Source organism: Streptomyces sp. NPDC046465, from assembly GCF_040646035.1.
In the GTDB taxonomy this organism is placed as follows: Bacteria; Actinomycetota; Actinomycetes; order Streptomycetales; family Streptomycetaceae; genus Streptomyces.
This window is the reverse complement of record NZ_JBEYZK010000003.1, coordinates 338,529-362,131: the sequence shown is the minus strand read 5'-3', so window position 1 is coordinate 362,131 and position 23,603 is coordinate 338,529. Positions and strand designations below refer to the sequence as shown.

The window sequence follows — 23,603 nt, the reverse complement described above, 5'->3', positions numbered from 1 at the left end:
GTAAAGCGGCCGCCACTGACAACGCGTCACGCGTCGCGGCGCCGCACCGCCCACCAGCCTGCGAGGAGCGCGGCGACGGCCCACGCGGCGCACACCGCAAGTCCGGCCCACGGGCCGAGTGTCCCGCTCGGAGCCTCGTGCAGAACCTGCTGACCCGCCTGGTCCGGCAGGAATTCCGCGACACCGCTCGCCACGTCGCCGACCACGAAGGACACGATCAGGGTGAAGGGGATGAGGATGCTCAGTACGGCGACTCCGCTGCGCAGCACCGCGGTCAGGCCCGCGGCGAGGAGAGCCATGAGGGCCAGATGGACACCGCCTCCGACGCAGGCCCGCACGGCCCCGGAGTGCCCGAGTCCGATGGCGTACTCCCCGAGAAAGGCCTGGCCGGTCAGGAATGTGCCGAAGCTGGTGACGAGCCCGACGAGCAGGGCCAGGCCGCCGACGACCGCCATCTTGGCGGCGTAGAAGAGTCCGCGGCGGGGCACCGCGGCGAGGGAGATCCGCAGGGCGCCGCTCGTGTACTCGGACGAGACCGCGGTCGTGCCGAAGCTGATCGCGGCGATCTGGCCGAAGTTGAGGGCGTAGAAGGCGTCGAACAGCGGCTCGGCGCCGGCGTTGTCGGCCTCCGCCCGGCCGACCGTCGCGAAGACCAGCAAGGTGATGGCGACGGTCGCCGCGAAGACGACGGTCAGTGAGACCAGGCTCGACCGGAGCGACTTGATTTTGATCCACTCGGCGTGGACGACGGGCAGTGCGACGGCGTTCGGCACGGTCAGGCCTCCTGGTGGGACGTGGGCGCGGCAGCCGTGAACTGGGTCGCGTCGGCCGTCAGGGCGAGGTAGGCCTGCTCCAGGGAGGCCTGCTCGTCGGCGAGTTCGAGGAGCGGAATTCCGGCGCCCGCGGCGATGGCCCCGATCTCCTCTGCCGTGGCCCCGTCCACGGTCCACCGGCCTTCCCCCGCCTCACCGAGGACATGGCCCTTGCCCGACAGAACGCCGCGGAGCCGGTCCGGGTCCGTCGTGCGCACCCGGACCCGGGCCCGGCTGTGTCCCTCGATGAACTCCGGCATGGGGGTGTCCGCGAGGAGCCTGCCGCGGCCGAGGACCACGAGGTGGTCGGCGAAGGTGGCCGTCTCGTTCATGAGGTGGCTGGAGACGAGAACCGTGCGGCCCTCCCGTGCCAGGCGTCGCATCAACTCGCGTATCCAGATGATGCCTTCGGGGTCGAGGCCGTTGGAGGGCTCGTCCAGCAGCACGATCCCGGGGTCGCCGAGGAGCGCGGCCGCGATGCCGAGGCGCTGCCGCATGCCGAGCGAGAACGTCTTGATCCGCTTGCTCCCGACCGAGGTGAGCCCGGCCTCGTCGAGCACCTCGTCGACCCGGCCCACCGGAAGGCGGTTGCCGACCGCGAGGGCGAGGAGGTGGTTGCGGGCGGTGCGCGAACCGTGGGCCGCCTGGGCGTCGAGGAGCGCCCCGACATGGCGCAGGGGATCCTGGAGAGCGGCGTAGGGGCGGCCGCCCACCGTGGCCGTGCCGGAGGTGGGGCGGTCAAGGCCGAGTACGAGCCGCATGGTGGTGGACTTGCCCGCGCCGTTGGGGCCGAGGAAGCCGGTGACCCGGCCGGGACGGACGCTGAACGTGAGGGTGTCCACGGCGCGGGTCGTGCCGTACTCCTTGGTGAGGTCCTTGATGTCGATGCTGGTCATGGGCATCAGCCTTCCGCCCGGCGCCCACCGGGGTCTTCCCCCGCGCGGGGAGGCCGTCTCCCCCGCACGGGGGAGCCGTACGGCGCGGGGTGCCTGGCACGATGGCGCCATGCCCCGCTTGCTCAGACCTCTGACGCGCGCCGTCACCTATACGCGGTGGCTGCACGTCCTCATGGGCTCGGTGATCGCCTGGATCTCCGGCGCGGTCTTCCCCGGCCTCTCCGACCTGACGCTCGCGGACGAGTTGCTGATCCTCCTCGTGCCGGTCCCCTTGGTCGTGGCGGCCGCCATGGTGCCCTCGATGCGGCGCGCGGAAGGGCTGCAAGCCAGGATGATGCTGATGCCCGGTCCGCACGCGCGCGTGGCGGGTGGTGGTGAGGTCGACCCGGGTATCTCCGCGGCTCCGTCCGCCTCGTGGCGGGTCGACCCGGGTATCTCCGCGGCTCCGTCCGCCTCGTGGCGGGACCGGGGCAGGACCGCGGTGTGGCTTGTGCTGCGCCTGGAGTTCGGCTGCGCGGTCGCCGTGGCGACAGCGCAGCTTCTGGGGCTCTCCCTGGCCATGCTCGGCGCGACGGACGAGGTCCCGGACGACGACGGTCTGCTCCTGCCCGTCGTCGTGCGCGGCTGGGTCAACATCCCGCTGAGTCTGCTGCCGGTCCTTGCGGTCCTGGTACTGATCGTGGTGTCGGGACATGTGATGGCGCGGGCGGCCCGCCGCCTCCTCGGTCCGTCCCCCGCCGAGCGTCTTGCCGACCTGGAGGAGCGCACCGAGCAGCTCCTGGAACGCAACCGCATCGCACGGGAGTTGCACGACTCCATCGGCCATGCGCTGACGGTCGCCGTCGTCCAGGCGGGTGCCGCGCGGGCCGCGGCCGACCCCGAGTTCACCGACCGCGCCCTGGAGGCCGTGGAGGAGACGGGACGGGCCGCCCTGGAGGATCTGGAGCGCGTCCTGCGGGTGCTGCGCGAGGACGGCAGGCCCGCGAGCGGCCGTCCCACTCTCGCGGACGCCGAGCGCCTCCTCGACTCGGCCCGGGCCTCGGGCGCACAGGTCGACGTGGAGATCTCGGGCCCCCTGGACCGGCTGCCGGGCCCCGTCTCCCGCGAGGGCTACCGCATGCTGCAGGAGTCGCTGACGAACGTCCTGCGGCACTCCGGCCCGGTTCCGGTGCGGCTGCGGATCGCCGTCGACGAGGCCCGCCTGATCATGCACATACGCAACTCCCTGCCCCGCGCGAACGGTTCCACCGGACGCGGCGGCAGCGGCCTCCGCGGCATCAGGGAGCGGGCCACGCTGCTCGGCGGACGGGCCACCACGGGCCCGCTCGACGGCGAGTGGCAGGTGCACGTCGAGCTGCCGCTCGGGTGATCTACGCTGGCCGGATGCCGGTCACAGTGCTTCTCGTCGACGACGAGCCCCTCGTACGCGCGGGGCTGCGCGCCGTCCTCGAGGCGCAGCCCGACATCCGGGTCGTCGGCGAGGCGGCGGACGGCGCCGCCGTGATCCCCCTGGTCCGGGAGCTGCGCCCGGACGTCGTCGCGATGGACGTCCGCATGCCGCTGCTCGACGGCATCGAGGCCACCCGGGCGGTGCTGCGCACGGTGCAGGATCCGCCGAAGATCCTGGTGGTGACGACCTTCGAGAACGACGAGTACGTGTACGAGGCGCTGCGCGCCGGCGCCGACGGCTTCCTGTTGAAGCGGGCGAGGCCCGCGGAGATCGTGCACGCCGTGCGCCTGGTCGCCGAGGGTGAGTCGCTCCTCTTTCCCGCTGCGGTGCGCCGGCTCGCGGGCGAGCACGGCAGGGATCGGGGGAACGCGGAGGCGCGGGCCGCGCTGGCCCGTGCGGCGCTGACCGAGCGCGAGGCGGAGGTGCTGCGGCTCATGGCGCGGGGTCTGTCGAACGCGGAGATCGCGGCCCGGCTCGTGGTCGGCACGGAGACCGTCAAGTCGCACGTGAGCGCCGTGCTGGCCAAGCTCGGGTCGCGCGACCGGACGCAGGCGGTCATCGTCGCGTACGAGTCCGGCTTCGTTTCGCCCGGATGAGGGCCGTACGCAGGGCAGATACGGGCCCGGCACTCGCCGCCGTACCGTGCGGCGAGTACGATCCGGCCATCATGCGCACGAGCTGGGAGGACGGACGTTGGGGCGGCTGACCGGTGGGGACCCGTCTCTGTTGCGACGTATCAACTCCGCGGTGGTGCTGCACGCGCTCCGTGCCGCGGACTTGGCGACGCTCACAGAGATCACCCGCCTGACCGGGCTCTCCCGGCCCACCGTCGAGGGGGTCGTCGAGGGGCTCATCGAGGCCGGGCTCGTGGTGGAGTCCGCGGCCGAGGACGGCGGCGCCCGCCGTCAGGGGCGGCCTGCACGGAAGTTCCGCTTCCGGGCGGAGGCGGGGCATCTGCTCGGACTGGAGATCGGTCCGCACCGAGTGGCCGCCATGCTTTCGGACCTGGACGGCAAGGTGCTCGGCACGGCTTCGAGGGGCGTCTCCGAAGAGGCGTCCGCGGACGACCGGCTCGAACGCCTGCGCACCGTGGTCGCCGATCTGCTGCGCCGCGCCGGGATCGCCCGCAGCTCCCTGCGTGCCGTCGGAGTGGGCAGCCCCGGCATCCTGGAGGCGGACGGCACGGTGCGACTGAGTACGGCGCTGCCCGAGTGGACGGGGCTGCAGCTGGGCGAGCGGTTGCGCCGGTCGTTCAAGTGCCCGGTGCTTGTGGAGAACGACGCCAACGCGGCAGCCGTGGCCGAGCACTGGAAGGGTGCGGCGGCTGACACCGACGACCTGGTGTTCGTCCTCGCGGGGCTGAGCCCGGGGGCCGGCTCGCTGATCGGCGGGCGGCTCCACCGGGGGTACGGCGGGGCGGCCGGAGAGATCGGGGCGCTGCATCTGCTGGGCCGGGAGGTCACTCCGGAGACGTTGCTCTCCACCACGGACCAGCCGCTGCACCCGCTGGACGAGCAGGCGGTCGCCGAGGTCTTCGCCCACGCGCGGGAGGGCGACGCGCGGGCGCAGGCAGCCGTCGAGCGGTTCATCCAGCGGCTCGTGCACGACGTGGCCGCCCTCGTCCTCGCGCTCGACCCCGAACTGGTCGTCGTGGGCGGCTGGGCGGCGGGCCTGGACGGCGTGCTCGAACCGCTGCACCGGGAGCTGGCCCGCTACTGCCTGCGGCCGCCGCGGGTCGCGCTGTCGGTGCTCGGTGAGGCGGCGGTGTCGACCGGGGCACTGCGGCTTGCGCTCGACCATGTCGAGGAGCAGTTGTTCGCCGTCGAGGGAACCGTCACCGCACGGCAGTGAGGGACAGCGGAGGCCCGGAAGCGGCGTCCACAGGGCACCGGAACGCGGCGCGCCCGGCACGACGTGTGCCGGGCGGCGCGTACCGGTCCGCTGTCAGGAGGCGCGGCGCTCCGACTCGTGGTGTATCTCCACGCCACCGGAGTCGCCGAAGGTGAGCTTGCAGGTGTCGGCGCGGTAGGTGGCCACGGACACCGCGGCCGTGCGGCCCTCGGCGAAGAAGCGGGTCGTCACGACCAGCACGGGTGCGCCCGGCAGCCGGTCGAGGGCCCTGGCGTCGTCGGCGCGTGCGGAGCCGAGCTCCACCGCGCGGTCCTGGCCTTCGAGGCCGAGGCTGCCGAGATCGTGCAGGACCACGCGCGCGCGTGCCGCGCCGGAGGGCGCGTCCATGCCGGTCAGCTCGGCGACGGATGAGGTGGGGACGTACAGCAGCTCGGCGGCGACGGGCTGTCCCTGTGAGACGCGGGTGCGGCGCACCACGTGCACCTGCTCGTCCGCGAGGGTCTCCAGCATGCGGGCCACGTCGGCCGGCGGGACCGCGGGAGCGCAGTCCGCGGGCTGCCAGGCGTCGCCGACCTCGCCGGGCCAGGTGCCCTGCGCGGAGCCGACGGCCACGCCCATCCGCGGCGGGGCGACCGTCGTGCCCACTCCGCGGCGGCGCTGCAGCCTGCCTTCGAGTTCGAGTTGCTCCAGTGCCTGGCGGAGCGTGGCGCGGGCGACACCGAACCGGGCGGCGAGATCCCGCTCGTTCGGCAGGATCTCCCCTACGGCGAATTCGGAGTCGAGCGCCTCACTGAGCACGGTCTTCAGATGCCAGTACTTCGGCTCCGGCACCGTTTCGAGCTGTGTGGTCCCCACCCTGTCCTCCGCAATCGCCGTGACCGGCGGCGTTTAAGTGCCCTTGTTTATTAAAGGTTCCTGCACTATCTCTGCGACCATAAGCCTGCACTCAACCTTGGTCAAGACCAATCCTCGTTCCGTTACAGCCTGCACAGGGACGATGCCACAGAGCATTCATGCGGAGTTCGCACGGGGCCAAGCGGGCGTAATCGGCCACGCGCGCGTGAACGGCCGACAAAGATCGCACCACGGAGCCCCCGCCCTGCCGGACGGGGGCTCCGTGGTGCGCGAACGCGCCGTGGCGCGTGAGATGAGGCCGGAACTCTACCGGGCTAGTGCCGCGATTTTGTCGGGGTTCCGGACGATGTAGATGTTCTGGACGCGTCCGTCGACGGCGTCCAGCTGGAAGACGCTGTCGGGCTTGCCGTCGATCAGGATGTACGCGGACTCGGCGCCGTTGAGTTCGACGAACCGGATCTCGACCTGGGCCGCGGTCCTGACCGCGGTGGCGGCGGTGCTGTACAGGAAGCGGCCCACCTTGTCGGCGGTCTCCAGGACGCGCAGCGGAGCCTTCGTCTTGCCGCCGGCGTCGCCGATCAGCCGGACGTCGGGCGCGAGGAGCGACATCAGCCCGTCCAGGTCGCCCTCGGTCGCCGCGGCCAGGAACCGCTCGGTCAGGTCGCGGCGCTCGGCCGGGTCCACCCGGTAGCGGGGCCGGCCCGCGTCGACGTGCTTGCGGGCCCGCCCGGCGAGCTGGCGCACGGCGGCCTCGCCCCGGTCGAGCGTGAGCGCGATCTCGGAGTAGGGGAAGCCGAAGGCCTCGCGGAGCACGAACACGGCGCGCTCCAGGGGTGAGAGGGACTCCAGGACCACGAGGACCGCGAGGGAGACCGACTCGGCGAGGACGGCGCGCTCCGCGGTGTCGGGGACGGTCGGCCCGAACTCGGTGACGCAGGGCTCGGGGAGCCATGGCCCCACGTACGCCTCGCGGCGGGACTGCAGGTGGCGCAGGCGGTCGATGGCGAGCCGGGTGGTGATGCGCACCAAGTAGGCGCGCGGTTCGCGCACCTGGCCGTGGTCGGACCCCGACCAGCGCAGCCAGGCCTCCTGGACGACGTCCTCGGCGTCGACCACGCGGCCGAGCATGCGGTAGGCGACGCCCATCAGGACTGAACGGTGCTCTTCGAAGAGGTCGGTCACGCTGTCGGTAGCCACGCTCCCATCCCAGCCCACCGCGCAGCGGGTGTCCAGGCCGCTCCGCCCTCTTGAACTGAAGCCTACTGAGCGGTAATTGTTGCTGACGACGTGTCTAACATTCTCGGCAGGACAGGAGCAGTCATGGCCACAGAGGTGTCCTTCAGTGTGCCGTCGCCCGGCGGCACCGGCACCGTGACGATCTCCTACGAACGGGTGGGGTCCGGCGAGCCGTTGCTGCTCCTGCACGGCATCGGCCACCACCGCCAGGCCTGGGACCCGGTGCTCGGGATCCTGGCCGCGGAGCACGATGTGATCGCCGTCGACCTGCCGGGCTTCGGGCACTCGCCCGCCCTGCCGGACGGCCTGCCGCACGACCTCTCCACGGTCGTCCCGGCCCTGAGCGCTCTCTGCGAGGCGCTGGGGGTGGAGCGCCCGCATGTGGCGGGCAACTCCCTGGGCGGGCTGCTCGCGCTCGAACTGGGCCGCGAGAAGCTGGTCCGCTCGGTCACCGCGCTGTCCCCCGGCGGCTTCTGGTCGCCCGCGGAGCAGCGGTACGCGTTCGCCACCCTCCTCGCGATGCGGCAGGGCGCTCGCCTGCTGCCCGTGCCCGCGATAGAGCGGTTGTCCGCCAGTGCGGCCGGGCGCTTCGCGCTCACGAGCACCATCTACGCCCGCCCGTGGCGCCGTTCACCGGAGGCCGTCGTCGCCGAGACGCTCGCGCTGCGGAACGCCACGGCCTTCGACGCGACACTGGCGGCCGGGCGCGGCCTCCTCTTCCAGGACGATGTGCCGGACCTGCCGGTCACCGTCGCCTGGGGCACGCGGGACCGGTTGCTCCTGCGCCGCCAGGGGATCCGCGCCAAGCACACCATCCCCGGCGCACGGCTGATCCGGCTCCCCGGCTGCGGCCACGTCCCGATGAACGACGACCCGGCGCTCGTCGCCCGCGTCATCCTCGACACCTGCCGCTGACCGGCGCCGGGCGAGGACTCCGGAGCCCAGGGCCACCCCGGCGCCGACGAGCGCGCTGCCGACGGCCTGGGGCGCCCCGTACGTGCCCGTACCGGCCAGCGGTCCGTCGGCGGCCTGCTCGTCGAGGACGACTACGACGGGGACTTCCGTTACGACCGCGCCCCGGTGGGCGCCCTGCAGGGGCTCGACCCCGAACACGTCGCGTACACCGGATCGGTCAGCAAATCGCTCGCTCCAGGGCTACGTCCGGGCTGGCTGCTCGTCCCGGAGGCCCTCGCCGGAGAGGTCGTCGAACGCAAGCGCGTGATGGACCTGGGCAATCCGGCCCTGGACCAGGAGCTCCTGGCCCGGTTCGTCGAACGGGGCGACTAAGACCAGCAGTTGCGCCGCTGTCAGCGTGCCTACCGGGAGCGCAGGGACGCTCTGGTGGCAGCCCTGGAGGAGCACTTCCCTGGCGTGCGGATCACCGGGATCGCGGCCGGTCTGCATGTCATCGCCCGGCTGCCCGGCCGCTGGGGCCCGCAGGACGCCTTCCTGGCGCGGGCCTGTGCGGCGGGCGTCGCGGTCCGGCCGCTGAGCGAGTACGAGGCGGCACGGCACCCCGGGCCGACGGCGGACCACCGTGGCGCGGCGGGAGACGTGGTGCGTCTGGTCCTCGGCTACGCCCAGCTGTCGCCGGCCCGGATCGCCGACCGGGTGCGCCTGCTGGCCCGCTCAGCTGCCGGCACATGACGGGGAAGGTGACGGCCCCCGCGCGGCGGTTCCCCCGCGCCCGCCACGAGTTGTTCACTTGTGCTTCGCGTGGGCGCTGTGGCGCGGTACCGGCCGGGCGCCCGCACACTGGTCGCACCCGTCAACTGGAGGCGCATTCATGTCGCAACGTCAGCCGAGCCCGTCCCCCCGTCGCCGCAGCGTGCTGCGCGGGTCGCTCGCCGTACCGGCGGCGCTCGCCGTGCCCTCGCTGGCCGGCGCGGCCCCTTCGCTGGCCCTTTCGGGCCGCCCGAAGGCCGGGTGGGGCGTGCAGGCCGGGGATGTGACCGCGCACGCGGGGCTCGTCTGGGTCCGGTCGGACCGGCCGGCCCGGATGGTCGTGGAGACGTCGGCCACCGAGTCGTTCCGTAACCCCCGGCGCTGGCACGGCCCGCTGCTGGGACCGGCCACGGACTTCACGGGGACGACCCGGCTGCGCGGCCTGCCCGCCGGTGAGCAGATCCACTACCGGGTGCTGCTCGCCGACCCCGACGACCCGCGGCGGACGGGCGAGCCGGTCGGCGGGACCTTCCGGACGACGCCGAAGGGCCGCAAGGAGGGCGTGCGCTTCCTGTGGTCGGGCGACATCGCAGGTCAGGGCTGGGGCATCAACCCCGACCGCGGGGGCTACCGCGTCTTCGAGGAGATGCGCAGGCGCGACCCGGACTTCTTCCTGTGCAGCGGCGACAACATCTACGCCGACGGCCCCATCCTGCCCAGCGTCACCCTGCCCGACGGCACCCAGTGGCGGAACGTGACGACCGAGGAGAAGTCCAAGGTCGCCGAGACCCTGGCGGAGTTCCGGGGCGCCTTCCGCTACAACCTGCTCGACGACAACCTGCGGCGGTTCAACGCGCAGGTGCCGTCGATCGTCCAGTGGGACGACCACGAGGTGCACAACAACTGGTACCCGGGGCAGATCCTGGACGACGCGCGGTATACGGAGAAGAGCACGGACGTCCTCGCGGGCCGCTCGCTGCGCGCGTTCAGCGAGTACTTCCCCGTCTCCACGCTGCCGCCGGGCGACGACGACGGACGGGTATACCGGGTGCTGCGGCACGGCCCGCTCCTGGACGTGTTCGTCCTCGACATGCGCTCGTACCGCAACGCCAACTCGCCCGGCAGACAGACCGACGACGTCACCGGCATCCTCGGCGCCCGCCAGCTCGCCTGGCTCAAGCGGGAGCTGTCCCGGTCCCGGGCCGTGTGGAAGGTCATCGCCTCCGACATGCCGCTGGGCATCGTGGTGCCGGACGGCAGGGTGAACTTCGAGGCCGTCGCGCAGGGCGACCCCGGCGCCCCGCTCGGCCGCGAACTGCAGATCGCCGAGCTCCTGCGGCACATCAAGCACCGCAGAATCACGGGCACGCTGTGGCTTACCGCCGACGTGCACTACACCTCGGCGCAGCACTACGACCCCTCGCGTACGGCGTTCAAGGACTTCGCGCCGTTCTGGGAGTTCGTGTCGGGACCACTGGCCGCGGGCGGCTTCCCGGCGACGAAGCTCGACGGGACGTTCGGTCCGGAGCAGAAGTTCATCAAGGCTCCGAGCCGGGCGAACACCTCACCGGCCGAGACCCCGCAGTACTTCGGCGAGATCGACATCGACGGCGGCAGCGGCGAGCTGACGGTGCGGCTGCGGCAGGAGGGCGGCAGCGTGCTGTTCACTCAGGCGCTACAGCCGGGCCGGGTGGGTCAGTAGCGCGGGCAAATCGCCGCCAAAGGTTCAGACGGCCTCTTTACCCATCAGTCACAGGGCGTTCTCGATCACGCAACACCGGTCCAGCAGAGTGGCCGTATGAGAGCTGACATGTCTGATGTGACCCGGACCAAGCACGGCCGCCCCGTACATCAGTGGCGGCGCGACGTGGTGGAGCTGGCGGCCCTGTTCACCGCCGTGGCGGTGGCCGACGCGGTGGCGAACATGGTGGGGCACGGGCCGGACGGTCCGGGCCTCCTGGTGGTGTCGGCCGTGGTGCTCGTCGCCACGGTCGGTTTCCACACCTGGTGGGCGCGGCGCCACAGCCACGCCCCACCGGCAGCGCACGATACCGGCGCCCGGCCGCCCGCGGACGCGGAGCAGGCCGGGCCCACGGCGGCCGGCGCCCCCGACCGCACCCCGGAGGAGGGCGGGACCACGCTCTGGCGGATGCGGACGACGGTGCGGGACGAGCCGGGGTCGCTCGCCGCGCTGTGCGTGACGCTCGCCGAGCACAGGGTGGACATCCTCAGCCTGCAGGCGCACCCGCTGGCCGAGGGCACCGTCGACGAGTTCCTGCTGCGCGCGCCCACCGCGCTGGCGGGCGCCGACATCAGCCGGTCGGTCGCCCGGTCCGGCGGCGTCGGGACCTGGATCGAGCGCGCCGACGCCCACGATCTGGTCGACGCCCCCACCCGTATCCTCGGCCTGGCCACCCGCACCGCGCTCGACGCTGCCGAACTCCCGCTGGCGCTGCGGCAGTTGCTGGGTCGCTGCACCATCCGTTCGCTGCCCGCGGCGTCGCGGCCCGGACCCCGCGGCGACGGGGCCGCGGAGGGCGCGCCGGTCGAGGGCGTACTCGAGGGGACGGTACTGCGCCTGAAGGGGCCCGAGGGCGAGGTCATCACCGTGGAACGGCCCTATCTGCCGTTCACGCCCACGGAGTTCGCCCGCGCACGGGCCCTGGTGGAGCTGGACACGCGGCTCGGCCCGCGCATCCCGCGCAGCCAGGACGTCCTGACGCTCCCGGAGGGCAACTCCATCACGGTCCGGCGCGCCGGTACGGCCGACGTCGAGGCCGCCAAGGTCATGCACGAGCGGTGCTCCACGCGCACCCTCGACATGCGCTACCACGGCCCGGTGCACGACGCCGACCGCTACCTCAACCACCTGCTCAGCCCCCGGTTCGGCCGCACGCTCGCGGTACGGACCGCGTCCGGGCGGATCGTCGGCCTCGGCCACCTCCTCTGGGACGGCGACGAGACCGAGATCGCGCTGCTCGTCGAGGACGAGTGGCAGCGCCGCGGCATCGGCGGCCAACTGCTCGGCCGCCTGGTGTCGATGGCGGTCGAGGCGGGCTGCGAGAGCGTGTACGCGGTGACGCAGGCGTCCAACACCGGCATGGTGGCCGCGATGCGCGGGCTCGGTCTGCCGCTCGACTACCAGATCGAGGAGGGCACGCTGGTGATCACGGCCCGCCTTGAGGCGACACCGGTCAGCTCGCGGCTGCCGTACGACCACACGCAGCGTCCCGACGGCCGTGTCGAGCACCACCAGCGGGCGCGGCACTGAGCGGCTGTGCGACGGGCCCGGCGGCGGGAATGGTGTCCCGGACCGGACCCAGCGCCCTGTCCAGGTCGCGCCAGAGGTCCTCGACGTCCTCAAGGCCGCAGGACATCCGCAGCAGGCGGTCGCTGACGCCGGACGAGCGCCGGTCCTCGGCGTCCACCACGCGGTGGCTGATGGACGCCGGGTGCTGGATGAGCGAGTCGACGCTGCCGAGGCTCACCGCCGGGGTGATGAGCCGTACGCGGGCGATCACCTCGTGCGGGTCGCCGTGCGCCTCGAAGGCGACCATGGCGCCGCCGAGGCGCGGGTAGTGCACGCGGTCGATCCGCGGGTCGTCGGTGAGGCGGCGCGCCAGTTCCGCCGCGGTGGCCGAGGCCGCCCGCACCCGGACCGGCAGCGTCGCGAGGCCCCGCAGCAGCAGATAGCCGGCGAGCGGATGCAGCACGCCGCCGGTGGCGAACCGCACCTGGCGCAGGCCCCGCGCGAACTCCTCGTCGCACGCGACGACTCCGCCGAGGACGTCGCCGTGTCCGCCCAGGTACTTCGTGGCGCTGTGCAGCACCAGGCGGGCGCCGCTCTCCGCGGGCCGCTGAAGGACGGGGGTCGCGAAGGTGTTGTCGGCGAGCAGCGGCACCGTGCCGCAGGCGCGGGCGACCTCGGCAAGGTCGAGTTCGGCGAGCGTGGGGTTGGCCGGCGTCTCGACCATCACGAGGCCGGTCTCGGGGCGGATGGCACCGGCGATGCCCTCCGGGTCCACCCAGGTCACGTTGGTGCCGACCAGGCCCGCGGTGAGCAGGTGGTCGCTGCAGCCGTACAGCGGCCGGACGGCGACGACGTGGCGAAGGCGGGCCGCGCCCCGCATGAGCAGCACCGCGGTCAGCGCCGCCATGCCGCTCGCGAACGCGACCGCGCTCTCGGTCCCTTCGAGCTTGGCGAGGGCGGTCTCGAAGCGGGCGACGGTCGGGTTGCCGAGCCGCCCGTAGACCGGCGGCCCGTCGTCGACGACCCCGTCGGCGGCGAAGGCGTCGATGCGGGCGGCCTCGGCCCGGCTGTCGCGGGACGGGTAGGTCGTGGAGAGGTCGATCGGCGGGGCGTGCAGGCCCATTTCGGCCAGATCGTCCCGCCCCGCGTGCACGGCCTCGGTGGCCAGGGCGCGCGGCGGTGACACGGTGCTGTCGGCGGACTCGTGACGGGCTGTGGACTCGTGACGGGCTGTCCCGGTGTTCGCTTCCATGCGCCACAGGCTGAACAACCGCCGGGGACCCGGGCCCGAGCACCGTGCTACGTTCGGCCGATGGCCGATTCTGTCGCTCTGGACCCGGTGGACCTCCACATTTTGCGTCTGCTGCAGAACGACGCACGGACCACGTACCGCGACCTCGCGGCGCAGGTCGGTGTCGCGCCGTCCACGTGCCTCGACCGGGTGACGCGGCTGCGGCGTGCGGGAGTGATTCTCGGACATCAGCTGCGGCTCGACCCTGCGAAGCTCGGCCGGGGGCTCGAAGCACTGCTCTCCGTACAGGTCCGGCCGCACCGGCGGGATCTCGTGGGTCCTTTCGTCGAACGCGTCAGGGCGCTTCCTGAGTCCCTGTCGCTGTTCCACCTCACGGGGCCCGAGGACTTCCTGGTGCACGTGGCGGTCGCGGGACCGGCGGATCTTCAGCGGCTGGTGCTCGACGAGTTCACCGCGCGACGTGAAGTGGCGCGCGTGGAGACCCGGTTGATCTTCCAGCAGTGGGCGTGCGGTCCGCTGCTGCCACCCGACGCCGGGACCGAAGGGCCGCTGGACGCGGCCCAGGAATCATGGTGACGCCGACCCCTCCCCCGTACGAGGATGTCCGCATGTCAGACACCCATATACGGGATTGCGCTCAAGAACCTCTCAGGCCACAGCGCTGAATGGCCTGGTGAGCGCGGGGCAGTACCTCTCCGCCCTGCCGCCATCCGTCTGCTGAATACCTACTCGCTACCTACTGAGATACACCTGCGTACCGAACCCCATCTCCCAAATACCTCCTAAACGATCAACGGGAGAGCCCCAGGTCAGCGCACCAAACGGCCCCTCCTGCCACGTGACAGGAGGGGCCGTTCCAAGTGCCGGGCCGCCACCGAGGGGGGCCACCCGTTCGCTGGCGCCCGGCACGTCTTTGTGGGTAGACCCGCCATCCCGCTTAACGGATGCACTGGTTCTACCGGTCGATTCCCGACAGCACCCATACCCAGGGGCGCTCGTGACGGAGCGCCGTAGGGCTGCAGGTAGCGCGAGGTGGGCGCGGGGCCGGGTGCCCGGCGAGTGCAAGGTCTAGGCACTCACTTCATGATCAAATAATGCCGCAAATCTGCTGCTGACTTATGATCATGGTCGGTAAACGGTTGAGCCCGTGCCGTCCGCCGACCAGCCGCAATGGATCACCGACGCCCTCAGGGCCACCGGTGACCGCATGCGCGTCCGGCGCCTGCACGAGAACATGACGCAGGAGACCCGCTCCTTCAACACAGGCTTGAATCGCAGCACGATCCAGCGCATGGAAGCCGGGCGGGAGATCAAGTTGAGCCATCTCCTTGCCGTTGCTCACGAGCTGCGCGTCCACGTCACCGACCTCCTCCACTAGGCCCGCTGGGACATCCGGGGGCACTGCGCCCGCGCGCTGCTGGTGGTGATGTTCAGCATTGAAATGCATATATCTGCCGTGCGGAAGCCTGCTGCACTCACATACCGCTGCGTTCGTTTCGCACCCCGTGTGAACTGATCACCCGTCGTGTAACCGCTGGCCAGAGGTAGGGGCCCTGGGTGCGCGGAACATTACCTTCGGGGCTGTGCACCCGGGCAGCGGAGATGTACGTGCACCGTCGTCCCGGCCGCTGACGCGCTGTGGATGTCGTGGCTGCTGTACGGCTGGCTACGCCGGATCGGCTGATCGCAGCGGGCGCAGATCATGACTCCTCCCGCGCGTAGTGGTCGAGCTCGCGCAGTCGGCGGCCGAGCTCGGCGACACCCAGAGCTGCGGCGAGCGGGGCGTCCTGCGTGGGTTCGGCGAGGGCGCCCCCGGCGTCGAGGAGTATCCGGTTCCCGGCGTACCAGTCGGCGGAGTACGTCTCCTGCTCCTCGAACCTCCGCTGGGCGGCGGGCATCAGCTCGGCGATGCTGGCGCGCAGCTGCTCGTCGAGCTCGGCGAGCTCTTCCGGCGAGGGCCGGTCCCGGCAGGCGGAGAGGGCTTCGTCGATGAGGGTCTGCGGGTCGCTCATGTCGGCCGCCTCGTTTGGTGCTGGTCTCCGACGGCGAGGATGCGGGCGATGCGTTCGGCGCAGGCCTGCTCGTCGCCCTGCTCGCCGATCTCGTAGTCGAAGCTGGTGAGGTACCGGCCGCCAGCGAGGCGGACTTCTTCGGTGAGGTGGGAGCTGAGGGGGTTGGTTACGGTGAGGAGGAGTCCGGGGCCACGGGCCGCTACGCGAAGGTCCCGCGTCTCGAGGTAGGCGCCTAGTCGGTGCAGGTCGTCGATGTCCACGCATTGACGATCTCAATCCCGCTGGTGGGGGCGGGATATGACAACCTATGACACGGAGTTGATCATGCGACTTGTCGCTATCACCGGTACACGCAGCACCGGGCATCGCAGCCTCGACGAGTACGCGCGGATCTTCACCGAGTACCTCGGACCCTTCGCCGACAGCCACTTCTACATCGGCGGCGCGAAGGGCATCGACAGCCACAGCCTGGTGTGGCTGGCCGGGCACACAGCCGCCAGGATCACCATCGTCGTGCCGGGCACCATCGATCAGCAGCCCGCCGAGGCCCGGCAGGCCATCGCCCGCACCCGGGACCGCATCAATGAGATTGTCGAGCTGAAGGCGCCGGAGCTCCGCTCGCCTGCCTACCATGCGCGGAATCGTTGGATGGTCGACCGGTCGGGCATGACGATCGGATTCCCGAGGCACGGCGAGCCGCAGTCGGGAACCTGGCAGACCCTCAACTACACAGCAGATCGAGGGAAAGCACGGCTGATCGTGCCCGTGTAGGCGGCATCTGCGCCACCATGGCCGGATGGACGACAGAGCGGCGGGCGCGAGCGCGCTGAAGCGGCTGAGACGCCGCCGTGGCCTGTCCCTGTCCGACACCGCACGAGCCCTCATCCAGCACGCCCGGGAGCTGCATCAGCCGCACCTGCCCGCGGTCGCGTCCGTGCAACGCTCGGTGGCCCGCTGGGAGGCGGCCCGCCCCACAATGCCGGACGAGCGCTACCAGCTGCTCCTCGCCCACCTCTACGCCCGGACCCCGGCAGGCCAGCCCGCGCTCGGCGCCGGATCGGACCTCGCCGAGCTGCTCGATGCCCTGCGGCTGCTCGGGGAGAGCGAACCACGACTCACCGAGCTGCGGTCGACGATGGTGCGCGCAGTGACGGACGCGGGCGGCGGCATGCTGGCGTTCCTCGCGCCCGGCGCCCAGGCAGGGCTCGCCGCGGCACTGGCCGACCCATCACGCGCCGACGAGGACGTCGTGCGCGGGCTCGCCTCCGTCGTGTCGGACGTCAATGCGCAGGTGGGCTCGCTCCCGTTTGTGCGGCTTCAGTTGATGCTCGCGCCCGCCGTCGAAGCCTGCCGCCGCCTGCTGGCCGGCCCATCCCCCGAGCCGCTGCTCCCCCTGCTCCGCGACGCCGCGGTCGCCGCCTGCGCGCTCGCCGGGCGCCTCGCGTTCGAGACCCGTGACGATGCAGCCTCCCGGGCTCTGTACGCGGAGGCTACCCGGGAGGCGGGCCTCCTGCAGCAGCCGTGGCGGCGGGCCGGCGTCCACATGAGCCACGCCCTGGTCACCCTGTACTCGACGCCGGGCGTCGAGCCCGCCCGGCTGCTCGTCGACGAGGCAGTGCGTGCGGCCAGGTCCGGGCACTCGACGCTGGTCCGGGCGCGCGCTCACGCGCTGCAGGCGGAGATCGCGGCGCGGGCGGGTCAGGGGCGGCAGTCGCAGGCGGCGCTGGGTCTGGCCTGGTACGACCTGGATGCGGATCATGCCGGGGATCCAGCCCCCACGTCGTTCTCGCCCGGTCATCTGCGTGGGTTCGAGGGGGTCTGCGAGCTGTACGTGGGCGACCCATCGGCGGCTCACGACCGGTTCGCCCGGTCCGCGGCCGCGTTGTCGGCGCCGCGGGAGCAGGTGCAGCGGGCGATCGTCACCACGGATCAAGCGCTGGCGCGGATCAAGATGCAGGATCCTCATTCGGCTGCCGAGTTGCTGCACGAGTGCGTGACCGCTGCGTCGGCGACGGGCGGGAGAGTCCCTGCGATCCGGCTGCGGCGGGCCCGTCAGGAGTTGCGGCCGTGGCGGCGTGAGGACTTCGTCGCCGACCTCGACGATCACCTGATGGACGTGCTCGGCACGTGATCGTCATATGCCGGTCACGTCCGGGTCCTGGGTGATGTCGTACCCGGCGCCTAGGATGATCGGCATGACCCCCACTCCCCCGGACCGCGGCCCCGCACGGCCTGCCGCAGTCGTGAACGAGGAGATCCGCCGCCTGTGGCCCCACCCCGCGGTGCGCCTGTCGTCCGAGCAGCGGGCCCGGTACGAGCTGCTGGTCGTGGAGTGGGCGGCGGCGGTACGCGGCGAGGTCGTGAAGGCGGCGTAACATCTCGCCGTGGCTATCGAACTCCCTGACGACCTGATCGCGCTGGAACGTTCCGCCTGGGAGGAGATCCAGGCCGGGACGCTGACCGTGGAGACCGCCGCGGAGGTGCAGGCCGCGATCGTCGCGTTCGCGGCCGAGTCCGGGGAGTCGCGGCTGGCCGTCGAGGCCGAGCTGAAGAAGCTCGTGCGACACCCGGAGCCGGACGACGGAAAGGCTTGATCACATTGTGGGCGCCCACAAAGTGATGGCCTGACCTCCGGCTACGGCCGCCACTCGTCGCGGTAGCCGGGTCGGTCCGCGTAGGCCGCAGCCATGGCGCGGGCTGTCGACATGGCCACCTCATAGCGGGCTGCGAGGTCCGGCATCGGAAACGGCTCGACGGTGGCCGCCACACTGCGCTCGTGCCAGTACGAGCACTCGGTGAGTGCGGCTCGGAGGGCAGCCGTCGCGTGGGGTGGGACGCCTGGTTCATCGGTGTCGATCTGCTCGCCGAGCCACAGCAGCATTCCCCCAACGGAAGCAACTTGATCGCGAGCCCAGTCGGTTGGATCACTCACGGCGCCCACGGCCCCTCCAGAATCCGAGCACCCCACCTCCTGCATCAGGGAGGTGGGGTGGCAGCGCTGCAGCCACAGCGCGGATGTGATGGTCGAAGTGTAGGCGGGGCCACCGACAACGCGGTGACGCCATGGGGAGCCTCTCGTCGTAGACTCGAACACATGTCCGATACCCCGCAGCCGTCGCGCCTGGAGAAGCTCCGTATCGTCGAGGGCTTCCTCCGCCACCAGCTCGGCCAGGTCGAGCGGTGGATCGCCGAGGAGCAGCAGCGGCAGGCCGAGCAGACTCGCGGCGAGCAGGCTCGGCCGCCCGTCCCGGACTGGCTCATCGAGGTCGGCATCGGCGTCGACAAACTCCCCGTCGCCGTGCACGTCGGCGGCTGCCACATGATGGGCAAACGCATCCGCGGCATCCCCCGCGACCAAGCACTGAGGATGCTCACCGACGGAGTACCCGCCTGCACCCACTGCCGCCCCGACACCAAGCTCGGGGTGCTGGAATAGGCACGCTCACGAAGCGGCCGGATGGACGAGCTCCCCGCGCGCGCGCAATCACCCACGGGCACTCTGGCGACATGGCCTCTGATCACCCGGTCGTCGTGTACCCACCCGATGAAGACGGCGGCCGGCGCGTGCGCGTGGACGGGCAGATCTCCGGCAGGGCGTTCTCGGTGCAGGACATCGTCGCGTTCATGCAGACCGCGGGCCTGCAGAGCTACGACGAGATGGACGTGGTCCGATCCGCGCTCATCGAGTGGCGGGGCGGCGGACCCGACGTGTGGGCGCACTGAGCGTGGAGTATCCCGTCACGGTCGCGCTCGCCAGAGCTGCAGGCACACTGCCCGCGGGGCCCGGCTGGTGGTACGAGCCGAAGCTCGACGGTGACCGGGCCGTCGTGTGGCGGCGTGACACAGTGCGCGTACAGACGCGGTCCGGCCGGGACGCCACCGCCGCGTGGATCGACGTCGCCACCGCGGCCATGGACCTCCCGGCCGATACCGTCCTCGACGGCGAGGCAGTGATCTGGCGGAACGGCAAGACCGACTTCGGTGCCGTCCGCTCCCGCGCCTCTGCCCGCGGCCGGCGCCTCGCCGACCTCATCCACCGCTATCCCGCCTCCTACGTGGCCTTCGACTGCCTCATGCTTCGCGGCCGGGACCTACGCGGGCGGCCGTACACGGAGCGGCGCGCTGCTCTACTCGACGTGCTGGAGCCGCTCGGCCCGCCACTACAGACGGTGCCTGCCACCGACAACATCGAGGTGGCCCGCGTCTGGTTCGAGGTGCTGCCGGAGCAGGGCATCGAGGGGATCGTCGCCAAGCAGGCCAGCGGGACCTACCGACCGGACAGATCGTGGCGCAAGGTGCGGACGGCGGAGACCGTGGACGCCGCAGTCGTCGGCTACACCGGGCCGGCCACCCGCCCAAAGCAGATCGCCGTGCAGCTGCCAGACGGGCGACGTGTCCTGTCCCAGACGCTGACCGCGCCTCTATCCGCCGAGGTCAGCCGGTACGTGGCCGTGGCCGGGCCCGGCAAGCGCGCGGACACCGCCGGCGGGGAACCGTACACCGCCATCGACGCCGCGGGGATCGTGGTGGAGGTCGCTGCGGGCACCACCCGGCACGCGGTGGTCACCGTGACGCGGATCCGGTGAAGACCTGCACCTCCCCTGAAACCCGGAAGGTATGGCACCCCCAATCCGAGGGAGGTAAGCGCAGCTCGCCCCCGTGCGTCTCAGCCTGCGCTAGCGTCGCAGGATCGTCTTCTGCGGCGAAGGGGCAGAGATGGGGCGTTCCACAGGCCATTACGCGCAGCTCCAGCGAGTCGCTCACGCGCAGGGCGACAACGATAGATGGGCCACCACCGCCCCCGGCATCGACGAGCGCAGCGTGACACCCCTGACCGACCTGGGACTCGCCGAGCTCGCGACGCCCGACGTCCACGCCGAGCTCACGGCGCAGGCCGGGCGGCCGATCCCGTGGGCGGTGCGGCTGACGGACGACGGCTGGGACGCCCTGCTGTACGCACAGACCCAACCAGCCCCAGGGCCACGCGCTGAAGCCCCGAAGTCCGGCCTTCAGGAGGTCGCCCTTCGGCGCTCGGAGATGGACGCCGTGCGCCGCTACACCGACCTCGACGGGCAGCTGCGAACACCCCCGGCACCCGGGCTGAACACGGCAATCAGAGCCGCTCGCTTCGACACAGAGGCCAACCGATGGCTCGTCCATCTCGACGACGAGCAAGCCCAGTCTCTGGCCCGCGCGCTCTTCCTGCAACGGATCAGTGGGTCCGCGGCCGCCGCCAACCGGGTCGCCCGCGAGTTCGGAGTGATCTACCCGGCGCGTCCGCTCCGGTTCACGCCTGCGTCGAAACGCGCTGAAGCGGACGCCACCTAGGGCCAACGTCACCGCCACACGGGCGATTGTCAGTGCCCTCGGCCTTGCTTCAGCAGCCTTCCCGGCTGTACAGGCCCCGCGCCTGTAGCGAAGATAGCCCAGGATCAGGGGACTGTCTTAGACGCTTCCCTCCGACTGGGAGCGTGCGGGCCCGACCTGGCGCTCGAAAGTATCCCCCGCCGAGGCGTCATAGCGGCGCAGTACGAGGTGGCGGGTCGGGTTGGCAGCCTGTACTCGTTGGTGGTGCGCGGCTACGTCGAGCCATCCGCTCGGCGCCGGACGGGCCGTGCCGAAGGCGAGCAGGCCAGCGCTGTCTGCATCGTGGATGCGGTAGTGGATTGGTTCGTGGTCGTCTACCTGCGCCGCGTGGGCCAGAGGCTCGCCGTTCCACACGTCAGTCATAGATCTCCCTCGGGTTACCGACGGCCGTCAGGGAGGCCCGTCCGGTTCGCAGTTCGGGCACGTACTTGTACAAGGTGGTCCGCGAGACTCCGAGCAGTTTGGCGATCGAGGAAACTGAGGCCTCCGGGTTGGCGAGCATCGAGCGCGCGTGAACGATCTGCTCCCCGGTCATGGCCGGAGGGCGGCCGAGGCGTTCTCCACGGGCTCGCGCGGCCGCGAGTCCCTCGTGGGTTCCCTGCACGATGAGTTCCCGGATGAACTCCGCGAGAGCGGCGAAGACATGGAAGACGAGTCGGCCGCCAGGTGTTGTTGTGTCAAGGGACTCATGAAGGGATCGGAATCCGATGCCCTCTTGGCGGAGGCCGCCGGCGATGCTGATGAGGTCTTGGATGGAGCGGCCGAGGCGATCGAGGGACGGGACAACGAGGGTGTCGCTCGGCCGCAGGTAGTCGAGGGCCTTCTTTAGCTGCTCGCGTTCGGCGTTCTTGCCGGACTTCTTGTCGCAGAAGATTCGCTGGCAACCGGCTGTCTTGAGTGCGGCGATCTGGCGGTCGAGGAGTTGCCCCTTGGTGCTGACGCGTCCGTAGCCGATGAGGGCGCCTTCGCCGCCAACTGGGTCGAGGAGGTCCAGGGAATCGGGGTCCATACCGTCGAGTGTCTAGAAAAGGGGGGTGTGACGTAAGTGGACATCCAGACTTTTTATACACCCTTTCTGGACAGTTCACGCCACTGCAATGTCCGCTCCGAGGCCCGACTGTCCAACCGTCCAACAATCGATCGATTGTTGCACAGTGACGCTCGGCGACCTTCAACTCGCAGCGCCTCAGGGAACGTTATGCGCCACCTCACCGTTCTCGGTCCGGTTCGCTAGTGCCCCACCAAACAGCTTCGTCTCTGTACGCTGGATAGATCGTGATGGTCGCGGCGGCATCGAGTCGGAGCGCGCCGAAGCGAAGAGCCCCCAGGCGCGCCATGGAGCGTCGGGGGCTCGCTCGTTGCGCACGGCGACGGGGCGTCCTCCAGCGTCGCCAAGCACAAGCGGATCTACCACAGCCCGACATCCGCATCGTCGAAGAGAAGTGAGGGCGGCAGCCATGGCATTGGTGGACAGCATCGAGTTTTACGGGCGCGCCGTCGAGGACGGACGCATGACGCGCGCCGCTGCCGCCAAGGCCCTAGCCGAAGACAGCGCTGTAGACCTCACCGAAATTGGCGCCGCAACCTCCATCGACCGCTGGAAGACGATCCGTACCACCTACGAACAACGCTTCAAGCAAGCAGGGCGCGGCTGGGCGCACGCCCACGGGATCGAACTGGTCGGCCTGGAACAGTGACTGCTGCAGAGCCTGGCCCGAGTGATAATCGGGCGGGGCTCCAGCATGCGTGAGCCTACCCTCCCCCGCGCTACCGTCGTCTCATCATGACTGCCTGGCTAGAAGCATTGATCCCCCGAGCAAGGAGGGCTGACCATGTCGTTCGCACTGTCACGAATGGGTGTCACGATCTACGTCATCGCCAGGAGCGTCGAAGCGGCTGAACAGTCCGCACTCGACTATTGGGAGGATGCCAGCGAGGACCGGGACGGCGACCACGACAGCGTCTACCTCCAGCGTGACGCTGCCGAGAAGGCGCTGCACGGGAGGTCCGGTTCCTACGATCCCGACCGGGACCGCGTGTACGACGTCAGTGTCGATTTCCACGTCACCAAGAAGTACAGCTTGAGCCCCTCTGATGAGTTGGAGGCGGCGAAACTCGCTGCGCTGCTCCGCGAAAACTGATCTTCAGCCCCTCTCCTCCGCTGGCCGTTTGTGCCCTACGGTGTCCCGATCGGCACACCCCTGGGGGACACATGCGGATGCGTACCACCGCGGCCATGGCTGTCCTACTCCTCGCCGCCCTCACTGCGTGCAGCAGCGACGACGGCGACCCCGACGAGAAGTCGACACCCAAGCCGCCTGCGGTGAAGTCAACGGAGCCGGGCGGCGAAGACGGTGGCTCGAAGACGCTGAGGCTCGGTCAGCCCGCGCAGACCATCGGCGACGGCGGGACCGGCGTCCCCCAGATCACTCCGGACACCGTCGTGTACGTGAAGGAAGGCGGCGGCGAGAAGTCCGCGAACGGGGTGTTCGCCGTCGTCACGATGAAGGTCAAGGCGATGACCGGTGCGCCGGCGGCGCAGACCGCGCCGATCACGGGTGACGGCTGGAAGTGGATCGCCCCGGACGGCGAAGAGATCGGCTTCGACAGCGGCAACTCAACCGCCATCACCATGGACAAGTACAGCGGTGGCGGCGAAGTGCAGCCCGGCACGTGGAAATGGGACTCGGAAGCCTTTGACCTGACGACGGCGCAGGCGAAGGGCGGCACGCTCCTCTACACCGACGGCGAAGGGACCGCCTACCGGTGGAAGATGCCCACCACCGACTCCGGGCCCGGCGTGGCCGACGTGAAGAAGCAACTGGAGTACTGAGACACAGATGGGCCCCGCCCTCCGAAGAGGACGGGGCCCAGGCGTGCATCGGGTCAGGCGAGTTCACCCGATGGAAGATCAGTAGACGCTCCGGGGCGGCGCCCCTCCGAAGTCTTCCAGTGCG

The 23,603-nt window shown here is 71.0% G+C and carries 28 protein-coding genes and 1 pseudogene; 20 read left to right on the top strand and 9 right to left on the bottom strand.

Going from position 1 to position 23,603, the window contains the following annotated elements:
• Positions 1-26: 26 nt before the first annotated feature.
• Positions 27-773, bottom strand: a complete 747-nt coding sequence (locus ABZ953_RS07260) for an ABC transporter permease (RefSeq protein ID WP_361718096.1) — start codon at positions 771-773, stop codon at positions 27-29.
• Positions 774-775: 2 nt separating this feature from the next.
• Complete coding sequence (locus ABZ953_RS07255) at positions 776-1,708, bottom strand: ATP-binding cassette domain-containing protein (RefSeq protein ID WP_361718093.1); 933 nt, start codon at positions 1,706-1,708, stop codon at positions 776-778.
• 109 nt (positions 1,709-1,817) lie between these two features.
• Between ABZ953_RS07255 and ABZ953_RS07250 the strand changes: the two genes are divergently transcribed.
• From ABZ953_RS07250 to ABZ953_RS07240, 3 genes are all read left to right on the top strand, one after another.
• A complete protein-coding gene (locus ABZ953_RS07250) occupies positions 1,818-3,077 on the top strand; it encodes a histidine kinase (RefSeq protein WP_361718090.1) in 1,260 nt (419 codons plus the stop codon).
• Between the two features lie 14 nt (positions 3,078-3,091).
• Positions 3,092-3,754 carry a response regulator transcription factor gene (locus ABZ953_RS07245; protein ID WP_361718087.1) on the top strand — a complete coding sequence of 221 codons (663 nt, stop codon included), beginning with the start codon at positions 3,092-3,094 and terminating at the stop codon, positions 3,752-3,754.
• Positions 3,755-3,851: 97 nt separating this feature from the next.
• Positions 3,852-5,009 carry an ROK family transcriptional regulator gene (locus ABZ953_RS07240; RefSeq protein WP_361718084.1) on the top strand — a complete coding sequence of 386 codons (1,158 nt, stop codon included), beginning with the start codon at positions 3,852-3,854 and terminating at the stop codon, positions 5,007-5,009.
• A gap of 93 nt (positions 5,010-5,102) precedes the next feature.
• Here the strand turns inward: ABZ953_RS07240 and ABZ953_RS07235 are convergent, their stop codons facing one another.
• Positions 5,103-5,864 carry a GntR family transcriptional regulator gene (locus ABZ953_RS07235; RefSeq protein WP_361718081.1) on the bottom strand — a complete coding sequence of 254 codons (762 nt, stop codon included), beginning with the start codon at positions 5,862-5,864 and terminating at the stop codon, positions 5,103-5,105.
• A 306-nt stretch (positions 5,865-6,170) separates the two neighbouring features.
• Positions 6,171-7,061: an RNA polymerase sigma-70 factor gene (locus tag ABZ953_RS07230; RefSeq protein WP_361718078.1), complete on the bottom strand. Its 891-nt coding sequence runs from the start codon at positions 7,059-7,061 to the stop codon at positions 6,171-6,173.
• Positions 7,062-7,184: 123 nt separating this feature from the next.
• Between ABZ953_RS07230 and ABZ953_RS07225 the strand changes: the two genes are divergently transcribed.
• From ABZ953_RS07225 to ABZ953_RS07210, 4 genes and pseudogenes are all read left to right on the top strand, one after another.
• Complete coding sequence (locus ABZ953_RS07225; protein WP_361718075.1) at positions 7,185-8,015, top strand: alpha/beta hydrolase; 831 nt, start codon at positions 7,185-7,187, stop codon at positions 8,013-8,015.
• Between the two features lie 99 nt (positions 8,016-8,114).
• Positions 8,115-8,747 (top strand): annotated as a pseudogene (locus ABZ953_RS07220) (PLP-dependent aminotransferase family protein); the annotation flags it as partial.
• Between the two features lie 139 nt (positions 8,748-8,886).
• On the top strand, positions 8,887-10,467 hold the full coding sequence (locus ABZ953_RS07215) for an alkaline phosphatase D family protein (RefSeq protein WP_361718072.1): 1,581 nt from the start codon (positions 8,887-8,889) through the stop codon (positions 10,465-10,467).
• A gap of 108 nt (positions 10,468-10,575) precedes the next feature.
• Positions 10,576-12,036, top strand: a complete 1,461-nt coding sequence (locus ABZ953_RS07210) for a GNAT family N-acetyltransferase (RefSeq protein ID WP_361718069.1) — start codon at positions 10,576-10,578, stop codon at positions 12,034-12,036.
• On the opposite strand, the gene ABZ953_RS07205 is transcribed toward ABZ953_RS07210, so the two are convergent.
• A complete protein-coding gene (locus ABZ953_RS07205; RefSeq protein WP_361718066.1) occupies positions 11,960-13,267 on the bottom strand; it encodes a PLP-dependent transferase in 1,308 nt (435 codons plus the stop codon). The two genes, ABZ953_RS07210 and ABZ953_RS07205, sit on opposite strands and share 77 nt — an antisense overlap.
• A 60-nt stretch (positions 13,268-13,327) precedes the next feature.
• Here ABZ953_RS07205 and ABZ953_RS07200 point away from each other — a divergent pair, with 60 nt between their 5' ends.
• Entirely contained in the window at positions 13,328-13,843 is a 516-nt protein-coding gene (locus ABZ953_RS07200) for an Lrp/AsnC family transcriptional regulator (protein WP_361718063.1), read from the top strand.
• A gap of 631 nt (positions 13,844-14,474) precedes the next feature.
• Positions 14,475-14,645: a helix-turn-helix transcriptional regulator gene (locus ABZ953_RS07195; RefSeq protein ID WP_361718264.1), complete on the top strand. Its 171-nt coding sequence runs from the start codon at positions 14,475-14,477 to the stop codon at positions 14,643-14,645.
• Between the two features lie 322 nt (positions 14,646-14,967).
• Here ABZ953_RS07195 and ABZ953_RS07190 read toward each other — a convergent pair whose 3' ends face one another.
• Entirely contained in the window at positions 14,968-15,279 is a 312-nt protein-coding gene (locus ABZ953_RS07190) for a DUF6415 family natural product biosynthesis protein (protein ID WP_361718060.1), read from the bottom strand.
• On the bottom strand, positions 15,276-15,539 hold the full coding sequence (locus tag ABZ953_RS07185) for a hypothetical protein (protein WP_361718057.1): 264 nt from the start codon (positions 15,537-15,539) through the stop codon (positions 15,276-15,278). The genes ABZ953_RS07190 and ABZ953_RS07185 overlap by 4 nt, the downstream gene beginning before the upstream one ends.
• Before the next feature lie 64 nt (positions 15,540-15,603).
• Here ABZ953_RS07185 and ABZ953_RS07180 point away from each other — a divergent pair, with 64 nt between their 5' ends.
• From ABZ953_RS07180 to ABZ953_RS07165, 4 genes are all read left to right on the top strand, one after another.
• Complete coding sequence (locus ABZ953_RS07180) at positions 15,604-16,050, top strand: hypothetical protein (RefSeq protein ID WP_361718054.1); 447 nt, start codon at positions 15,604-15,606, stop codon at positions 16,048-16,050.
• A 25-nt stretch (positions 16,051-16,075) separates the two neighbouring features.
• Positions 16,076-17,410, top strand: a complete 1,335-nt coding sequence (locus ABZ953_RS07175; RefSeq protein WP_361718051.1) for a hypothetical protein — start codon at positions 16,076-16,078, stop codon at positions 17,408-17,410.
• 64 nt (positions 17,411-17,474) lie between these two features.
• Positions 17,475-17,654, top strand: coding sequence for a hypothetical protein (locus ABZ953_RS07170; RefSeq protein WP_361718048.1), 180 nt, complete (start codon positions 17,475-17,477; stop codon positions 17,652-17,654).
• 9 nt (positions 17,655-17,663) lie between these two features.
• Positions 17,664-17,873: a hypothetical protein gene (locus tag ABZ953_RS07165; RefSeq protein ID WP_361718045.1), complete on the top strand. Its 210-nt coding sequence runs from the start codon at positions 17,664-17,666 to the stop codon at positions 17,871-17,873.
• Between the two features lie 41 nt (positions 17,874-17,914).
• On the opposite strand, the gene ABZ953_RS07160 is transcribed toward ABZ953_RS07165, so the two are convergent.
• Positions 17,915-18,160 carry a DUF6221 family protein gene (locus ABZ953_RS07160; protein WP_361718042.1) on the bottom strand — a complete coding sequence of 82 codons (246 nt, stop codon included), beginning with the start codon at positions 18,158-18,160 and terminating at the stop codon, positions 17,915-17,917.
• Between the two features lie 213 nt (positions 18,161-18,373).
• On the opposite strand from ABZ953_RS07160, the gene ABZ953_RS07155 reads away from it, so the two are divergent.
• From ABZ953_RS07155 to ABZ953_RS07140, 4 genes are all read left to right on the top strand, one after another.
• Entirely contained in the window at positions 18,374-18,715 is a 342-nt protein-coding gene (locus tag ABZ953_RS07155; protein WP_361718039.1) for a DUF6233 domain-containing protein, read from the top strand.
• Positions 18,716-18,786: 71 nt separating this feature from the next.
• Positions 18,787-19,002, top strand: a complete 216-nt coding sequence (locus ABZ953_RS07150; protein ID WP_361718036.1) for a hypothetical protein — start codon at positions 18,787-18,789, stop codon at positions 19,000-19,002.
• Positions 18,990-19,865 (top strand): ATP-dependent DNA ligase, encoded by an 876-nt coding sequence (locus ABZ953_RS07145; protein ID WP_361718033.1) that lies wholly within the window; start codon positions 18,990-18,992, stop codon positions 19,863-19,865. The genes ABZ953_RS07150 and ABZ953_RS07145 overlap by 13 nt, the downstream gene beginning before the upstream one ends.
• Positions 19,866-19,995: 130 nt before the next feature.
• A complete protein-coding gene (locus ABZ953_RS07140; RefSeq protein WP_361718030.1) occupies positions 19,996-20,607 on the top strand; it encodes a DUF6417 family protein in 612 nt (203 codons plus the stop codon).
• 394 nt (positions 20,608-21,001) lie between these two features.
• Here ABZ953_RS07140 and ABZ953_RS07135 read toward each other — a convergent pair whose 3' ends face one another.
• Positions 21,002-21,655, bottom strand: a complete 654-nt coding sequence (locus ABZ953_RS07135; RefSeq protein WP_361718027.1) for a recombinase family protein — start codon at positions 21,653-21,655, stop codon at positions 21,002-21,004.
• A gap of 448 nt (positions 21,656-22,103) precedes the next feature.
• Between ABZ953_RS07135 and ABZ953_RS07130 the strand changes: the two genes are divergently transcribed.
• The 3 genes from ABZ953_RS07130 (at position 22,104) to ABZ953_RS07120 (ending at position 23,479) form a co-directional block, all read left to right on the top strand.
• Complete coding sequence (locus tag ABZ953_RS07130) at positions 22,104-22,343, top strand: hypothetical protein (protein ID WP_361718024.1); 240 nt, start codon at positions 22,104-22,106, stop codon at positions 22,341-22,343.
• 135 nt (positions 22,344-22,478) lie between these two features.
• Complete coding sequence (locus ABZ953_RS07125) at positions 22,479-22,787, top strand: hypothetical protein (protein WP_361718021.1); 309 nt, start codon at positions 22,479-22,481, stop codon at positions 22,785-22,787.
• 95 nt (positions 22,788-22,882) lie between these two features.
• Positions 22,883-23,479, top strand: coding sequence for a hypothetical protein (locus tag ABZ953_RS07120; RefSeq protein WP_361718018.1), 597 nt, complete (start codon positions 22,883-22,885; stop codon positions 23,477-23,479).
• Positions 23,480-23,603 lie beyond the last annotated feature (124 nt).

Excerpts from the sequence above, each read along its gene's own strand:
- ABZ953_RS07255 (WP_361718093.1), bottom strand. The coding sequence starts at position 1,708 with ATGACCAGCATCGACATCAAGGACCTCACCAAGGAGTACGGCACGACC.
- ABZ953_RS07250 (WP_361718090.1), top strand. The coding sequence starts at position 1,818 with ATGCCCCGCTTGCTCAGACCTCTGACGCGCGCCGTCACCTATACGCGG.
- ABZ953_RS07245 (WP_361718087.1), top strand. The coding sequence starts at position 3,092 with ATGCCGGTCACAGTGCTTCTCGTCGACGACGAGCCCCTCGTACGCGCG.
- ABZ953_RS07225 (WP_361718075.1), top strand. The coding sequence starts at position 7,185 with ATGGCCACAGAGGTGTCCTTCAGTGTGCCGTCGCCCGGCGGCACCGGC.
- ABZ953_RS07215 (WP_361718072.1), top strand. The coding sequence starts at position 8,887 with ATGTCGCAACGTCAGCCGAGCCCGTCCCCCCGTCGCCGCAGCGTGCTG.
- ABZ953_RS07210 (WP_361718069.1), top strand. The coding sequence starts at position 10,576 with ATGTCTGATGTGACCCGGACCAAGCACGGCCGCCCCGTACATCAGTGG.
- ABZ953_RS07205 (WP_361718066.1), bottom strand. The coding sequence starts at position 13,267 with ATGGAAGCGAACACCGGGACAGCCCGTCACGAGTCCACAGCCCGTCAC.
- ABZ953_RS07200 (WP_361718063.1), top strand. The coding sequence starts at position 13,328 with ATGGCCGATTCTGTCGCTCTGGACCCGGTGGACCTCCACATTTTGCGT.
- ABZ953_RS07195 (WP_361718264.1), top strand. The coding sequence starts at position 14,475 with ATGCGCGTCCGGCGCCTGCACGAGAACATGACGCAGGAGACCCGCTCC.
- ABZ953_RS07190 (WP_361718060.1), bottom strand. The coding sequence starts at position 15,279 with ATGAGCGACCCGCAGACCCTCATCGACGAAGCCCTCTCCGCCTGCCGG.
- ABZ953_RS07180 (WP_361718054.1), top strand. The coding sequence starts at position 15,604 with ATGCGACTTGTCGCTATCACCGGTACACGCAGCACCGGGCATCGCAGC.
- ABZ953_RS07175 (WP_361718051.1), top strand. The coding sequence starts at position 16,076 with ATGGACGACAGAGCGGCGGGCGCGAGCGCGCTGAAGCGGCTGAGACGC.
- ABZ953_RS07170 (WP_361718048.1), top strand. The coding sequence starts at position 17,475 with ATGACCCCCACTCCCCCGGACCGCGGCCCCGCACGGCCTGCCGCAGTC.
- ABZ953_RS07160 (WP_361718042.1), bottom strand. The coding sequence starts at position 18,160 with ATGCTGCTGTGGCTCGGCGAGCAGATCGACACCGATGAACCAGGCGTC.
- ABZ953_RS07155 (WP_361718039.1), top strand. The coding sequence starts at position 18,374 with ATGTCCGATACCCCGCAGCCGTCGCGCCTGGAGAAGCTCCGTATCGTC.
- ABZ953_RS07150 (WP_361718036.1), top strand. The coding sequence starts at position 18,787 with ATGGCCTCTGATCACCCGGTCGTCGTGTACCCACCCGATGAAGACGGC.
- ABZ953_RS07140 (WP_361718030.1), top strand. The coding sequence starts at position 19,996 with ATGGGGCGTTCCACAGGCCATTACGCGCAGCTCCAGCGAGTCGCTCAC.
- ABZ953_RS07135 (WP_361718027.1), bottom strand. The coding sequence starts at position 21,655 with ATGGACCCCGATTCCCTGGACCTCCTCGACCCAGTTGGCGGCGAAGGC.
- ABZ953_RS07130 (WP_361718024.1), top strand. The coding sequence starts at position 22,104 with ATGGCATTGGTGGACAGCATCGAGTTTTACGGGCGCGCCGTCGAGGAC.
- ABZ953_RS07125 (WP_361718021.1), top strand. The coding sequence starts at position 22,479 with ATGTCGTTCGCACTGTCACGAATGGGTGTCACGATCTACGTCATCGCC.
- ABZ953_RS07120 (WP_361718018.1), top strand. The coding sequence starts at position 22,883 with ATGGCTGTCCTACTCCTCGCCGCCCTCACTGCGTGCAGCAGCGACGAC.